Origin of the sequence: Inquilinus ginsengisoli (assembly GCF_050434925.1) — a bacterium.
GTDB lineage: Bacteria > Pseudomonadota > Alphaproteobacteria > DSM-16000 > Inquilinaceae > Inquilinus > Inquilinus ginsengisoli_B.
Genome location: NZ_JBNDJK010000001.1, coordinates 684,209 through 698,437, shown reverse-complemented (window position 1 = coordinate 698,437; position 14,229 = coordinate 684,209). Strand labels below are relative to the sequence as shown.

Below are 14,229 nucleotides of genomic sequence, written 5' to 3'. Positions count from 1 at the left end.
CTCCATCTCAGACCCCGAGCGTTTCATGCAGCAGGTCCATCTTCTCGGCCATCTCGTCGCGCCGGATCTCGGCCACCACCCGGCCGTCCTCCATCAGGTAGTGCCGGTCGGCCAGGGTGCTGGCGAAGCGGAAGTTCTGCTCGACCAGCAGGATGGTCATGCCCTGCGCCTTCAGGGTGCGCAGCACCTCGCCGATGCGCTGCACGATCACCGGCGCCAGCCCTTCGGTCGGCTCGTCCAGCAGCAGCAGGCGCACGCCGGTGCGCAGTACCCGGGCGATCGCCAGCATCTGCTGCTCGCCGCCCGACAGCTTGGTGCCCTGGCTCGACGCCCGCTCGGCCAGGTTCGGGAACAGGCGGTGGATCTCGGCCAGGCTCATGCCGCCTTCCGCCACCTTGGGCGGCAGCGTCATGTTCTCGGCCACCGAGAGCGAGGCGAAGATGCCGCGCTCCTCCGGCACATAGCCGATGCCGGTGCGGGCGATGCGGTGGGGCGGCGTCGCCAGCAGGTCGACAGCACCCATCCGGATGGTGCCCTGGCGCCGGCGCAGGATGCCCATGATGGCGCGCAGGGTCGAGGTCTTGCCGGCGCCGTTGCGGCCCAGGAGGGTCACGGTCTCGCCCGGGAACACGTCGAGGTCGACGCCGTGCAGCACATGGCTCTCGCCGTAATAGCCCTGCAGCCCGCGGACATGCAGCAGGGGGTCAGACATGCTCCGACCCCATATAGGCCTCGCGCACCCGCGGGTCGGCCGAGACCTCGGCGTAGCTGCCCTCGGCCAGGATCTCGCCGCGCTGCAGCACCGTGACCCGGTGGCACAGATCGGCGACGACCGACAGGTTGTGCTCGACCATCAGCACGGTGCGGTCGGCCCCGACCTTGCGGATCAGGTCGGCGATGCGGCCGATCTCCTCATGCCCCATCCCGGCCATCGGCTCGTCCAGCAGCAGCATCGGCGGGTCGAGCGCCAGGGTGGTGGCGATCTCCAGCGCCCGCTTGCGGCCATAGGACAGGTCGACCGCGGCGGTGCGGGCGAATTCGGTCAGATTGACGGCCTCGATCAGGTCCAGGGCGCGCTGGTCCAGCCGGCGCAGCACCCGGTCCGAGCGCCAGAACTGGCGCGCCAAGCCCTCCGGCCGCTGCAGCGCCACCCGGACGTTCTCCAAGACCGTCAGATGCGGGAACACGGCCGAGATCTGGAACGACCGCACCAGGCCGCGCCGTGCCACCTCGGCCGGCTTCAGCCGGGTGATGTCCTGGCCGCGGAAGGCGATGCGGCCGGCGGTCGGCTGGTGGAACTTGGTCAGCAGGTTGAAGACGGTGGTCTTGCCGGCGCCGTTCGGGCCGATCAGGGCGTGGATCGTGCCCTCGCGCACGCTGAGGTCCACGCCCTTGACGGCGAGGAAGCCGCGGAAGGCCTTGGTCAGGCCCTCCGCCACCAGGATCGGCTGGGAACCCGTCATCAGCCGGCTATTTCTTCGCCGTCAGCGGGCAGCCGCTCTCCTGCGGGTTCAGGAAGGCCTGGTCGCCCGGGATGGTGGCCAGCAGCTTGTAGTAGTCCCAGGGCTTGCTGCTCTCCGACGGTGCCTTGACCTGGAACAGGTACATGTCGTGCACCATGCGGCCGTCCGGCTGGACCTTGCCGTTCTTGGCGAAGACGTCGTCGACCGGCAACTCCTTCAGCTTGGCGGCGACCTTCTCGCCGTCATCGGTGCCGGCGGCCTGCACCGCCTTCAGATACTGCAGCACCGAGGAGTATTCCGAGGCCTGGACCGAGTTCGGCATGCGCTTGGTGCGCTCGAAGAAGCGCTGGGCGAAGGCCCGGCTCTCGTCGTTGCGGTCCCAGTAGAAATCCTCGGTCAGCACCAGGCCCTGCGACGCCTCGAGGCCGAGGCCGTGCACCTCGGCCAGGGTGAACAAGAGGCCGGCCAGCTTCTGGCCGCCGGCGACGATGCCGAACTCCGCCGCCTGCTTGATCGCATTGGCGGTGTCCAGGCCGGCATTGGCCAGGCCGACCACCTTGGCGCCGGAGGCCTGGGCCTGCAGCAGGAAGGAGGAGAAGTCGGTGGTGTTCAGCGGGTGCCGCACGCTGCCCAGCACCTTGCCGCCCTTGGAGGTGACGAACTTGGCTGTCTGCTCCTCCAGCGAATAGCCGAAGGCGTAGTCGGCGGTCAGGAAGAACCAGCTGTCGCCGCCCTGGTCGACCAGCGCGCCGCCGGTGCCGACCGCCAGCGCATGGGTGTCGAAGGCCCAGTGGAAGCCGGTGGTGCTGCAGGCCTTGCCGGTCAGGTCCGCGGTCACGGCGCCGGAGGTGATGGTGACCTTGTGCTTCTCGGCCGCCAGCGCCTGCACCGCGAGGGCGACGGAGGAGGTGGTCAGCTCGCTGATCATGTCGACGCCGTCGACGTCGAACCACTGCCGGGCGATGTTCGAGCCGATGTCGGGCTTGTTCTGGTGGTCGGCGGAGACGATCTCGATCGGGGCGTCCAGCACCTTGCCGCCGAAATCCTCGACCGCCATCTTCGCGGCCTCGACAGACCATTTGCCGCCGTAATCGGCATAGACGCCGGACTGGTCGTTCAGGACGCCGATCTTGACCACGTTGCCCGAGACCTGGGCCGCAGCCGGCAGGGCGAAGCCCGCGACCAGCAGCCCGACAGCAACAGCGTTCCGCTTCATGATGCCTCCCCGAGGACGATGCATTCGCAACGAATTTTAAGATTTCGGGGCACCCTGCCTGAGTCGGGGCCGGCGGTGCAATCGCGTTTTCGCAGTGCGGGAGGAAATCCGGTACTGTTTTCCCGTTCGAGCGGAGGACTCCGATGCGAAACACCCTGATCGGCCTGGCCATTCTCGCCGGATTCGGCCCGGCGGCGGCCGCCGAGGTCTCCAGCGCCTACACCGAGCTCGACTTCGGGCGGGATTGCGCGGTGGTGGCCGCGGCCGGCCCGGATGACGGCGACTGGCAGGACCTGGTGTGCAGCGGCTGGCGCGGCTATCCGGTGCTGCTGTCGATCGCCGACCTGCGGTCTTCGGCCTTCTACGGCTTCCCGCCCGCCGGCGACCGGCCGTTCGAGACCTTCGCCGCCTTCAACGACGTCGGCCCCCGGATCGAATGGCGGGTCGAGATCGAGGGTGACCGCAGCACGCCCTTCGCCACGATCCATCGCTGGACCGTCGGCGGGGCGGAGGGGCAGCGGACCGATGTGCTGGTGGTTGCCAAGGTCGGTCAGCTGGCGGCGCGCCAAGGCTGCACCGTCGGCCTGGTCACGGCCAGCGGCAATCCCAGAGCCAACGACGCGGCGCGCAAGCTGGCCGACGACCGGGCGCGGCAGTTCAATTGCGGCACGGACAAGCCGGTCGAGATCGGCCGCCCGCCCAGCTTCGGCGGGGCGGGGATCGGCCGGAACTGACGGTGCCATCCGCAGCGGGGGTGTGTATTTTCACTCGGCCCGGGATCGACGCTCGTTGAGCCGACGGGGTGGCCACAACAAGGCCGTCAGGCAGAAGGTGCACGCGATGGCGAACAGCACCAGGCCGATGCGGGTGGTGAAACTTTCCGGCGTGCTGGCCGGCAGCGGCGAGACGCCCAGGCCGAACAGGATCAGAAAGGTCGTCAGTGCGCCGGCATGGACCTTCCCGGCCTTCGGATCCGCCGCCGCCCGCCCGCCGAACAGCAGCGCGACGATGAGGACCGTCAGGAAGAGGAACGGCAGGGTCGGGCGCAGCTCGACGAAGGCGTAGGCAACCGACGCGACGATGCCGCCGAGGAGATTGACGACCATCAGCCCGAAGGCGGCGCGCCCGCTGGTCGCGAGGTCGAGCTGGCCCAGCAGCGAAGCCACGGTGATCGGCACGACGATGGCCGTGGAAAAGCGGCTGTCGACCAGGCAGAGGGTGACCATGGCGAGCAAGATTGCGGCATTGACCGAGGCCCGATGGACGGCCCGGTCGAGGCCGGGCGCGGCAGGCGGCTGAAGGTCCTCGCCACCCGGATCGGGAAACACCGCATGGGCGAGCCAGGTGAGGACGACGCCCCCTAGGGCGCCCTTGAACAGGATCAGAACGATGCCTTGGTCCAGATCCGTCTGCAGGATGCCGAGCATCGGCACCATCACGGCGATGACGATGATGAGGAAGGGTGCCGCCCCGCCCTTGCCCTGCGCCTGCAGAAGGAAGCAGGCGAAATAGATCAGGCCGAGCAGGGAGAGCAGCACGGCCGGCCGGTCGCCGAAAAGCCCCGTCAGCCAGACCAGGGCCTCGCCGACGATGAGGATCAGCACGATCATGCCGATCGCCCGCTTCACTCCGGGCGGGCGCGGCCCGGCAACGAGGAACTGCGCAGCGAACATCGGGCCGAGGAAGGGCAGGATCTCGCCGTTGGCGACCGCCACGGTGAAGCCGACGGACACCGCAGAGGCGATGCGCAGGCCCTGCCGTTTCGCCCGCAGGCCCGGTCGGACGGGTGCTGCGTCAGCTGACATAGGTCAGCGCCGAGATCAGCCGGATCCAGACATGGCCGACGGCGTTCATCACCGGGTTCCCGCCGGTGTAGATCACGACATTGACCTGCGAGCCGTAACGGATGCCGCGTGGCGGCGGGTCCTTGAAGACGAGCCGGACGGGAAAGCGCTGCGGCTCGCGCACCCAGCCGCTCTGGTTGCGGATGCTCGGCAGGCCGGTGGAGGGATCGACGCCGCCCTGGGACACGCCCCAGCCGACGCTCTCGACGCGCATGGCGAAGACCGTGCCGGGCAGCGAATCCAGCACCACCTCCGCCTCGTCGCCGGGCGCCACATGTTCGAGGCTGTTCTCCTTGTAGGCGGCCGCCACCCAGATCGTGCCGGCGTCGATGAAGGTCAGCGCCGCCTGGCCGGTGCCGACCACCTGGCCGACGCCGAGCTGGAGATTGGTGACGACGCCGTCGGACGGGGCGAGGACGGTGGTGTTCAGCAGGTTGAGGCGGGCCCGCTCGAGCGCGGCCAGGGCTTCCTTGAACTGCGGATTGTCGTTGCCCTGCGGCCCGAGCTCCTCACGCGCCTTGGCCAGGTCGGCTTCCGCGCCGGTGACGGTGGCGTCCGAGACGCCGAGCGCCGCATTGGCTTCGTCGAGCTTGGCGCGGGCATAGACGCCGCGTTCGACCAGGGTCCTGGCGCGCTCCGCCTGCGCCCGCACATTCTGGCGATCGGCCTGCGCCTTCACCAGCCTGGCCTGGGCGGATTCCACTGCCTGGGTCGACGCGCCGAGGGTCTGGCCAATGCGTTCGAGCCGCGCCTCCGCCTCGGACACCGTGATCTCATAGGGCTGCGGATCGATGCGGAACAGCACCTGCCCGGCGGTCACCCGCGCATTGTCGGTGACGCCGACCTCGAGCACCCGGCCACCAACCTCGGACGCCATCCGCACCACATAGGCCTGAACCACGGCCTGCGAGGAAGAGGGCGTCAGCCGCTCCATCGCCACCGACAGCGCGAACAGCAGGATGGCGATCACCATGACGATGAGCGCGGTACGCCGCAGTGGATTCTTCGGCGGCCGTTGCGCTGGTGCCGGCTCGACGGGATCCGGGGTGTCCGGGGAAGCTCTGTCGCTGGTCATCACATCCCCCGATCGCTCACTGTTGCCGGCCGCGAGTGCTCGCACACGTCAGAATCCCGGCGGCCGGGGCTGCCACGGATATCCCTGGGCGCCAAGCTTGTAGCCAAGCTCGAACAGCGCGCGCATGTAGGTCTGGTCGAAGGGCGTCTTGAGCTTCACGTCGAAGCTGGACGGGATATAGGCGAGGTGGAAGCCGACCCCGTCGCGCTGGCTGACCGTGTAGATCCGGTAAAGATCGCCGACTCCCTGGGTCTGGATCAGCGACGAGATGGCGCGGCCGGCGATGCTCAGCGTGCTGCGCTTGACGTCGGCCCAATCGGCATCGAGGCGGGCGTTGCGGATGACGTAGACATCGCGCCGGCGCACGATGCCCTCCTTCCTGGCAACTTCGCCGATCTTCAGCGACGGCGGGTAGATGAAGACCTGGGCGCTGGCGCCGCCGTCGACATGCATTTCCTGGTAGGGCTGCCCGTCCGCCATGACATCGATCATGACCGGCGGAAAGGCCCCGGGGATGGCGGCGGAGGCGACGAGGATGCTGCGGACCAGTTCCAGCGCCCCGGGGTCACCGCTCGCCGCGATCTTGCCGATGTTCCAGATCACGCCGCGCTGCGCGTCCAGATCCGTGGTTCCGATCAGCAGGAGGCGGCCCTTTTCATGCTCGCGGGCGATCGCGGCGAGCAGGTCGGCGGTCATGTATTTGGCGATGGTGCGGCGCAGCGGCGCCGTGTCGGCCATGGCGTCGTTGGTCACGGCGGCGAGAAAGCCGCGCGCTTCCAGCACTTCGGCCGCGGTGATCGAGGTGTAGATCGCGGTCAGCCTGTCGTCATAGGCCGGGCCGAGAAAGGCGAAGGGTGCGGTCAGCGCCCCGGTGCTGACCCCGGTCACCACCTTGAATTCGGGGCGCGTTCCGGTCTTGGTCCAGCCGACCAGAAGGCCGGCGCCGAATGCGCCGTCCTCACCGCCGCCCGACACGGCCAGATAGCTCGCCGGCGGCAGCGGTCCCTTGTGGCCCGAGGCCGCGAGAGCGACGCGTTCGCGTTCGACGGAGACCAGCGCGTCGGCCTCGAGCGTGCCGAGGTGATTGGGCGGATAGTAGCGGATCCCCTGCATCGAGCCGATGGTCGCGTTGAGCTCGTGATGCTCCGGCACGGCAGCCAGCCGGGTCGGAGGGGAGCAGGCGGACGCAAGCAGAGCGACGGCCAGGACGATGAGCCGCGGAAGATCACGGCGCGCCGGCGGTCGGATCGCGCAGTGCTGAGACCGGACGCGCGCGATGCCAGCGGATGAGATCATAACCAGCCTCCATTCGGCATTGGGGGCGAGCGGTGTCTCCGGTCCGCCGCGACGACCGGTGAAGCTGCGCCACGATCAGACGCCTTTGCCAACGGCTTCGCGCGATGTACCGTGGTGCATTGGGATCGATATCTCGGCGATCCGAATAATTGCGTACTCGTCATCTCACTTTGTTCAGGGCCGTCGCGATATCCACTTCCAGGTCTTCTATAAGCGTGCGGTATTCATGAACGATCTTATCGTCCGTCGGACGCCTGGCGGTGAGGGTGTCCAGGGTCTCCACCGCCAATTGATGATCCTCGCAGAGCGAGCGGAACGTCTCGCTCTGCTCGACCAGGCGGCCGATCAGATCTGCATGATCCGGAAATCGCTCGATGGCCTTCTTCATGCATCGGCAGCCCTCACATCGGCCGCCACCGCTGTCTGCGGTCGCTTCATGGCCGAGCCGATCGCCTGCTGCCTCGATCAGGATCGAGTGGGAACCGGGCGAGGGGGAGTAATTTACGGTATAAAACGAGGTATCGCCGCAGGGAGGCGGCCACATCATGGACGCGTCGCTCGATCGACGCTCCGGCGCGGCAACTGAGAGTCGGCCCAACGAGGTCGAACGGAGCGACAGAACCGGACCTGCAAAAGGACCGCGATTCCCGAAGAAAGGGCGCGCGGTCACTGTCGGGCATGTCGCCACGGCCGCCGCCCTATGGGGGGCGCCGTGATGCCGGATACGTCGTCACCAGTCCTGCCGGCCGCAGCGATCCGCGAGGCGCTCGAACGCATTTTCGCCAGCGCGGATTTCGACGCCTCCGAGCGGAATCGCCGCTTTCTCCGCCATGTCGTCGAGGAGACGCTCGCCGGGCGGGCCGACCGCATCAAGGGCTACAGTGTCGCCATGGCGGTCTTCGACCGCGATGCCAGCTTCGACCCGCAGCTCGACCCGATCGTTCGGATCGAGGCCGGCCGGCTGCGTCGTTCGCTGGACCACTATTATCTCACCGGCGGTCAGGCCGACGCGATCCGCGTCATCATCCCGAAGGGCGGCTATGTTCCGACCTTCACCGCGAGGAGCTCGGCGGATCCGGTGATCGACGACCCCGGCGTGTCACCAGACATGCTGCCGCCGGATCCGCCGCGTCCAGCCGATGGTGCCTCGATTGTCCCGCCCCCCGCTCCCCTGCAGGGCAGGCTCGGCCGGCTGGGCCGGTGGCTGCCATGGCATGGCATTCTGATCCTGGTCGCAATCCTCGCGCTGTTTGCCGTCTGGCGCCTGGGGGCACTCCAGCAGTCCCCCGATGGCCAGGCCGAGACGACCAGGCGGCAAGGCCCGGCGGTGGTCGTGGCGGCGCTGGAGGAAAGCGATGCCGAAGCCACCCGGCTCCATCTCGGGCCCGGTCTGACCCGCGAAATCATCGCGGCGCTCAGCCGCCATAAGAATCTCTTCGTGTTCGGCACGGACACCAGCCTCCAGCCCGTTCCGGGCAGCGCCGACGCCCTCGCGCGGCGGCTGTCGGCCGATTACCTGCTGTCGGGGAGCGTCAGCACGACGCCCGACCGCATCCGGCTGCTGGTCTCGCTGGTCGACGCGAAGAAAGGCCGCCACCTCTGGTCGCAATCCTATGAGAGCCCGCTGGTTCCTGCCCGGATCGTGGACACCCAGGCGGAGATCGCGCGACGCGTCGTCGACAGCTTGGCGCAGCCCTACGGCGCCATCTACGACGACAGGATCACCGGGTTGACCGGTGGGGTGCCGGAGCAGTTCAGCTCCTATGAGTGCGTCCTGCTCTTCTATGCCTATTGGCGTCGGACGGAGAGCGCGCTCTATCCGTCCGTGCGCGCCTGCCTGGAACGGACGATCGTCGACGACCCGGGCTACGCCGACGCCTGGGCCGCGCTGGCCTTGGTCTATGCCGATCAGGTGCGGTTCGGCATGCAGCCGGGTGCGATCGGTCCCGATCCGCTCGGACGCGCACTGCCGTTGGCGCAGCGCGCCGTCATGCTGGCGCCCGATGCGCCGCTCGGCTACCAGGCGCAGCATCTCGTGTTCTGGCTGAGGCACGATGTCGAGCAGAGCTTCGCGGCTGCCCGCGCCGGCCTGGAGCGCAGCCCGGGCAATGCTGAGCTCCTGGCCGATCTCGGCGGCCGTCTGTGCCTGAGAGGACGGTTCGACGAGGGCCTGCCGCTGCTGACCGAAGCCTTCGCCCGCAACCCGGGCCAGCTCACGATCTACCGCCTCGGCTTCTTTCTCGCGCACTATATGGGCGGGCGATATGAGGACGCGTTGACCGAGGCCTCGAGGATCGACCAGCGGGACAATCGGTTCACGCACATTGTCCATGCGATCGCCTATGCCCAGCTTGGCCGGAAGAACGAAGCGGCTGCCGAGCTTGACCTGCTGCTGCAGCTCAATCCCGACTACGGAAACCAGGTCGTGACCGACCTGCAGGACCGCAACATGTCTCCCGAGATCGTCCGGGCCGTGGTCGACGGGCTGCGCAAGGCCGGGCTTAGTGTGCCGAACGCGGGGATCTAGCGGCTCCCACCGACCTGTCGGCCCGCGCTCGTGGCTGATGGGCCGGAGCGACCCTGCAACAGTAAATTACCCTCGGATACCTGTCCGGGCACCGCTGGCATCCGCATCCTCTCGGCTGAAGTCGATGAATGTGGCCAGGACTGGTCGTGGTCGATGCCGACAATCTCGGCCTCGCACCGGTCGACCAGGCCGCCGCGTGGCGTGGAACCATCAGACCAGCGGGAAAGCGACCCTCCAATGGATCTTTCGGTCATCAATGTCGAGGTCGCGCTGACGCTGCTGCTGCTCCTGCTCATCGGGATGGGGCCCAAGATCGCGTTGGTGCCGTTCCTCGAGAAGACCCGGCATTTCGATGCGGAGACTCAGCGGGCGGTGGGCCGGCGAATGGTGGCAACGGCGGTCGTGACTGCAATCGTCCTGTTCGCCACCGGCGCGCTCCTCATGCGTCTCCTCCACATCACCGGCGGCGCTGTTGCGATCGGCGGCGCGATCATCCTGGCGATCCTCGCCATCAACATGGTGTCCGGGCCGGGCAAGAAGGTCGAGGTCGAGACCGAAGGCCAGCAAGACCCGAAGCAGCTCGCGGTCTACCCGCTTGCGGTCCCCTATCTACTGAACCCGGTGGGCATCACGATCCTCATCGTTGCGTCCGGTGAGGTCGTCTCCATCGCCAGCGCCGCGCTCGTGCTCGGGCTCGTCCTGCTGGTCGGCGCGTTCGACTACCTCGTCTTCGCCAACATCGACAAGGTGTCGAAGCGCCTGAATCCCACCGGCCTGGTCATCTCTGAAGTCGTGTTCGGGATCCTGCTGACCGCGGTTGCCGTCCAGCTGATGGTGTTCGGGCTGGGCTCACTCGGGATCATTGCGGCGGTCAAGCACTAGGTATGACGCCTCCGATTGTCCGGGGCACGAGGACGGTCGTGTGCAGCAGGTTGGGGCGCGCGCGCAAAGGCCCGCCAAGTGCCTGAAGCGGGGAGAAGAAGAGACCGCACGCAGGGCCGTGACACCCGCTGATGTCATACCAACCCTCATTGACGAGGACTCATGATCCTCACCGTCATGGCGAGCCCCGCAGGGGCGTGGCCATCCAGGTTGGCGGGGCCTGCTCCGACGGCGGGACTGGATGGCCACGCTTCGCTCTTGAAGAAGTTAAAACTTTCTTTCCATTCCGGGGCCGCGCAGCGGCGTGAGATGCTCGCCATGACGAGGAAGGGCCGGAGAGTCGGCCTCGATAGGGCTTGGTATCAGTTGATGCCGCGGCTGGTGGCGGCGATCATCAGGCGGTCGAACAGGGCGGCCGGGATCAGCCGCTTCACCCAGAACACCAGCTTGGAATCGGTGCCCAGGCGCAGCCGGGCCGGCATCCGGCGGGACTCGGCCAGGCGCAGCAATCGGTCCGCCGTGTGGCCGCCGATCTCGGCGGCCCGCTCCGGCGGTACCTCGCCCAGTGCCGCCCGGCGGCGCATCGCCCGGTCGTATTTGCTGCGATAGGGCGAGTCCGCCGCCGGCATCGGATGGTCCAGCCGGGCGTTGAAGCCGGTATTGTGGCGCCCGGGCTCGACCGCGCAGACCTGCACGCCATGCGGCGCCAGCTCGAGCCGCAGCGCCTCGCTGAAGCCGGACACGCCGTGCTTGCTGGCGGTGTAGATCGTCATGAACGGCGTGCCGATGAAGCCGAGGACCGAGGAGATGTTGATCACCCGGCCGCGGCTGCGTCGCAGTGCCGGCAGCAGGTCGCGGGTCAACAGGATCGGGGCCTCGAGATTGGTCGCGATCTGGCGCCGGATCTGGTCGTCGTCCAGCGCCTCGAGCGGGCCATACAGGCCGTAGCCGGCATTGTTGATCAGGCAGTCCAGGAGGCCACCGGCCTCGGCGACCGCGGCCGCTGCCGCCGCCCTTTGCGCCGGGTCGGTGACGTCGAGCGGCAGCACGGTGACCCCCGGAATGGCGGCCAGAGCCGCGGCCTCCGGCCGGTCCGCCGATCCGCGCAGCGTCGCCAGCACCGACCAGCCGGCGGCGGCGAAGCGCTTCGCGGCAGCGAAGCCGAAGCCGGAACTGCAGCCGGTGATCAGCACGGTCTTCATCAATCGTCTCCCCCCGATCGTGCCGAGATACCATGCTTCCGCAGCAGGTGTCGCAGCTGGTCGTAGCCGAGGCCGAGCGCGGTGGCGGCGCGGCCCTGGTGCCCGCCATGGGCCTGCAGCGCGGCTTCCAGCCAGCGTTTCTCCACCGCCATGATCTCGGCGCGGAAATCGTAGGGCAGGGCCGGGGTCGCGGCGGCGGGGCCGGGGGCCTCGGTTCCGGTCTGCAGCGCTTTCGGCCGCCAGGGCGAGGCGAAGGGGTCCAGCACGATCTCCGCCACTTGCTCATCCGGCGGGGTGCGGTAGACCGCGCGCTCGACCGCATTCTTCAGCTCGCGGATATTGCCGGGCCAGGGATGGCCTGCCAGTGCCGCCATCGCCGCCGGCGCGAATCCCGGAAAGCCCGGACGGTCCAGCGCATGCGCCATCGCCTGCCCGAAATGGCCGGCCAGCAGCGGGATGTCCTCCGGCCGGGCGCGCAGCGGCGGCATGGTCAGCACGTCGAAGGCCAGCCGGTCCAAGAGGTCGCCGCGGAACCGCCCGGCCGCAACCTCGCCCGGCAGGTCGACATTGGTGGCGGCGACGACGCGGACGTCGACCGTCATGGTCTGGGTGCCGCCGACCCGCTCGATCTCGCCGTATTCGATCACCCGCAGCAGCTTCTCCTGCACCCGCAGGCCGGCATTGGCCAGCTCGTCCAGGAACAGGGTGCCGCCGTCGGCGCGCTCGAATCGGCCGACATGGCGCCGGACCGCGCCGGTGAAGGCGCCGGCCTCATGGCCGAACAGCTCGCTCTCCAGCAGCTCTGGCGACAGGGCTGCGCAATCCAGCTTGACGAAGGGCCGGTCCCAGCGCGGGGACAGGAAGTGCAGCCGCGCCGCGATCAGCTCCTTGCCCGTGCCGCGCTCGCCGATCACCAGCACCGGCCGGTCCAGTGGCGCCGCGGCTGACACCCGGTCCAGCAGGTCGGCGAAGGCGGGCGCCTCGCCCAGCAGATGCGGCAGACCGTCGGTCATGGAGTCCGGCTCGGTGGAATTTCCCGAAGAATTGGAAATTTTCGCCGGAGGATCAAGGGGTGATTCCAGCGAAGCGGCGGAATTCTGCCGGATTCGGTCTTGGCACGGGCTTTGCAACCCAGGGGATGACCCGAACGCATCGGGGCTTGAGGAGGACGAAATGAGCTACGGCTTCGACCCGACCGGCACCCGCACCCGGCGCAGCGCCGGGACCGCCGACTGGCGCCGCACGGGCGAGCGCCTGCTGGCCTGGATCACCAGCCGGCCGACCGAGAACTGGGTGTTCTTCGGCGCCGGCGTGCTGATCGCTTCCCTGTTCCTGTAGGATTAAAAGAGGACCGTGTGATGGGTATCTTTTCCCGCCTTGGCGACATCATCAATTCCAACCTCAATTCCATGCTCGACCGCGCCGAGGATCCCGAGAAGATCGTCCGGCTGATCGTGCAGGAGATGGAGGACACGCTGGTCGAGGTGCGCGCCGCGGCCGCCCGCTCGATCGCCGAGAAGAAGGACATCCTGCGCAAGGGTGACCAGCTCGAGGCGGCGCAGGCCGAATGGCAGCGCAAGGCCGAGCTGGCAGTCGAGAAGGGCCGCGAGGACCTGGCCAAGGGCGCGCTGGTGGCCAAGGCCCAGGCCGCGACCGCGGCCGAGCTGCTGCGCCGCGAGCTGGAGATGATCGAGACCGCGCTGGCCAAGACCAACGAGGATCTCGGCCGGCTCGAGGCCAAGCTGACCGAGGCCAAGAACAAGCAGAAATCCTTCGCCATCCGGCACGACGCGGCGCGCGACCAGATCCGCATCCGTACCCAGCTGCATGACGGCCGGATCGACGAGGCGCTGTCCCGCTACGAGCAGATCGAGCGCAAGATCGACACGCTGGAGGGCCAGGTCGAATCTTTCGATCTCGGCCGGCGCAAGACGCTGCAGGACGAGTTCGCGGATCTCGAGGCCGAGAGCGGCGTCGAGAAGGAGCTGCAGGCGATCAAGGCCCGCCTCGGCCGCACCGGCGGCTGATCGGTTTCGTCAAACCGGCCCGGCGGGGAACGCCGGGCCGCAGCCGCAAGGACGGACATGTTTCACGCCTTCTTCTTCGTCCCGGTCATCATCTTCCTGGTGATCGTGGCGCCGATCTGGCTGGTGCTGCACTACGTCACCCGCTGGCGCGCGTCCCGGACGCTGTCGCGCGAGGATGAGCGCATGCTGGTCGACCTGTGGGAAAGCGCCAAGCGCATGGAGCACAGGATCGTGACGCTCGAGAAGATCCTCGACGCCGAGGCGCCGCAGTGGCGGAGGCCGGCGCCATGAGCGGCCGCTTCGCCGAATCGCCGAACCCGCATCGCATCTACCGCGATCCGGACAATGGGGTGTTCCTCGGCGTCTGCGCCGGGATCGCCGCCTATTTCGGCGTCTCGCCCGGCAAGGTCCGCGTCGGCGCCGTGGTCCTGGGCCTGGTCTTCTTCCCGCACATCCTGATCGCCTATCTGGCGGCGGCGGTGTTCCTGAAGCGCCGGCCGCGGCTGCTGTACCGCAGCCCGGACGAGGAGGTGTTCTGGCGCTCGGTCTCGGTCCAGCCGGCCGACACCTTCTCCGCCATCCGCCACAACTTCCGCGAGCTGGAGCAGCGCCTGGCCGGGATGGAGCGCTACGTCACCTCCAGCGAATTCAAGCTGAACCGGGACTTCCGCGACCTCGAAGGTCGTTGAGTCTCGGC

The 14,229-nt window shown here is 68.3% G+C and carries 16 protein-coding genes; 7 read left to right on the top strand and 9 right to left on the bottom strand.

The window, feature by feature from the left end; translation table 11 throughout:
- Window positions 1-7: 7 nt before the first annotated feature.
- Genes QFZ27_RS03450 through QFZ27_RS03440 form a run of 3 tightly spaced genes read right to left on the bottom strand, consistent with a single transcriptional unit; the run spans window position 8 to window position 2,679 of the window.
- Entirely contained in the window at window positions 8-712 is a 705-nt protein-coding gene (locus tag QFZ27_RS03450; RefSeq protein ID WP_429224687.1) for an ABC transporter ATP-binding protein, read from the bottom strand.
- Window positions 705-1,463: an ABC transporter ATP-binding protein gene (locus tag QFZ27_RS03445; protein WP_429224686.1), complete on the bottom strand. Its 759-nt coding sequence runs from the start codon at window positions 1,461-1,463 to the stop codon at window positions 705-707. Before QFZ27_RS03445 ends, QFZ27_RS03450 begins: the two co-directional genes overlap by 8 nt.
- Before the next feature lie 7 nt (window positions 1,464-1,470).
- Window positions 1,471-2,679, bottom strand: coding sequence for an ABC transporter substrate-binding protein (locus QFZ27_RS03440; protein ID WP_429224685.1), 1,209 nt, complete (start codon window positions 2,677-2,679; stop codon window positions 1,471-1,473).
- A gap of 143 nt (window positions 2,680-2,822) precedes the next feature.
- Between QFZ27_RS03440 and QFZ27_RS03435 the strand changes: the two genes are divergently transcribed.
- Window positions 2,823-3,413 (top strand): hypothetical protein, encoded by a 591-nt coding sequence (locus QFZ27_RS03435; protein ID WP_429224684.1) that lies wholly within the window; start codon window positions 2,823-2,825, stop codon window positions 3,411-3,413.
- A gap of 30 nt (window positions 3,414-3,443) precedes the next feature.
- Here QFZ27_RS03435 and QFZ27_RS03430 read toward each other — a convergent pair whose 3' ends face one another.
- From QFZ27_RS03430 to QFZ27_RS03415, 4 genes are all read right to left on the bottom strand, one after another.
- Window positions 3,444-4,484 carry a DUF2955 domain-containing protein gene (locus QFZ27_RS03430; protein WP_429224683.1) on the bottom strand — a complete coding sequence of 347 codons (1,041 nt, stop codon included), beginning with the start codon at window positions 4,482-4,484 and terminating at the stop codon, window positions 3,444-3,446.
- On the bottom strand, window positions 4,474-5,598 hold the full coding sequence (locus QFZ27_RS03425) for an HlyD family secretion protein (protein WP_429224682.1): 1,125 nt from the start codon (window positions 5,596-5,598) through the stop codon (window positions 4,474-4,476). The genes QFZ27_RS03430 and QFZ27_RS03425 overlap by 11 nt, the downstream gene beginning before the upstream one ends.
- A 48-nt stretch (window positions 5,599-5,646) precedes the next feature.
- A complete protein-coding gene (locus QFZ27_RS03420; RefSeq protein ID WP_429224681.1) occupies window positions 5,647-6,750 on the bottom strand; it encodes a patatin-like phospholipase family protein in 1,104 nt (367 codons plus the stop codon).
- Between the two features lie 304 nt (window positions 6,751-7,054).
- Complete coding sequence (locus tag QFZ27_RS03415) at window positions 7,055-7,282, bottom strand: hypothetical protein (protein ID WP_429224680.1); 228 nt, start codon at window positions 7,280-7,282, stop codon at window positions 7,055-7,057.
- A gap of 312 nt (window positions 7,283-7,594) precedes the next feature.
- Between QFZ27_RS03415 and QFZ27_RS03410 the strand changes: the two genes are divergently transcribed.
- A complete protein-coding gene (locus QFZ27_RS03410) occupies window positions 7,595-9,421 on the top strand; it encodes a tetratricopeptide repeat protein (protein WP_429224679.1) in 1,827 nt (608 codons plus the stop codon).
- A gap of 237 nt (window positions 9,422-9,658) precedes the next feature.
- Entirely contained in the window at window positions 9,659-10,303 is a 645-nt protein-coding gene (locus QFZ27_RS03405; protein ID WP_429224678.1) for a MarC family protein, read from the top strand.
- A gap of 362 nt (window positions 10,304-10,665) precedes the next feature.
- On the opposite strand, the gene QFZ27_RS03400 is transcribed toward QFZ27_RS03405, so the two are convergent.
- Window positions 10,666-11,505, bottom strand: coding sequence for an SDR family NAD(P)-dependent oxidoreductase (locus tag QFZ27_RS03400; protein ID WP_429224677.1), 840 nt, complete (start codon window positions 11,503-11,505; stop codon window positions 10,666-10,668).
- The gene (pspF, locus tag QFZ27_RS03395; protein WP_429224676.1) at window positions 11,505-12,518 is read right to left on the bottom strand and encodes a phage shock protein operon transcriptional activator; all 1,014 of its coding nucleotides are present in this window, start codon (window positions 12,516-12,518) and stop codon (window positions 11,505-11,507) included. Before pspF ends, QFZ27_RS03400 begins: the two co-directional genes overlap by 1 nt.
- 160 nt (window positions 12,519-12,678) lie before the next feature.
- On the opposite strand from pspF, the gene QFZ27_RS03390 reads away from it, so the two are divergent.
- From QFZ27_RS03390 to pspC, 4 genes are read left to right on the top strand one after another with little or no spacing between them, the layout of a single operon-like run.
- Complete coding sequence (locus QFZ27_RS03390; protein WP_429224675.1) at window positions 12,679-12,843, top strand: hypothetical protein; 165 nt, start codon at window positions 12,679-12,681, stop codon at window positions 12,841-12,843.
- 20 nt (window positions 12,844-12,863) lie between these two features.
- Entirely contained in the window at window positions 12,864-13,532 is a 669-nt protein-coding gene (pspA, locus tag QFZ27_RS03385) for a phage shock protein PspA (RefSeq protein ID WP_429224674.1), read from the top strand.
- A gap of 57 nt (window positions 13,533-13,589) precedes the next feature.
- Complete coding sequence (gene pspB / locus QFZ27_RS03380) at window positions 13,590-13,823, top strand: envelope stress response membrane protein PspB (RefSeq protein ID WP_429224673.1); 234 nt, start codon at window positions 13,590-13,592, stop codon at window positions 13,821-13,823.
- A complete protein-coding gene (pspC, locus tag QFZ27_RS03375; RefSeq protein WP_429224672.1) occupies window positions 13,820-14,221 on the top strand; it encodes an envelope stress response membrane protein PspC in 402 nt (133 codons plus the stop codon). The genes pspB and pspC overlap by 4 nt, the downstream gene beginning before the upstream one ends.
- The last annotated feature ends 8 nt before the right edge of the window (window positions 14,222-14,229 follow it).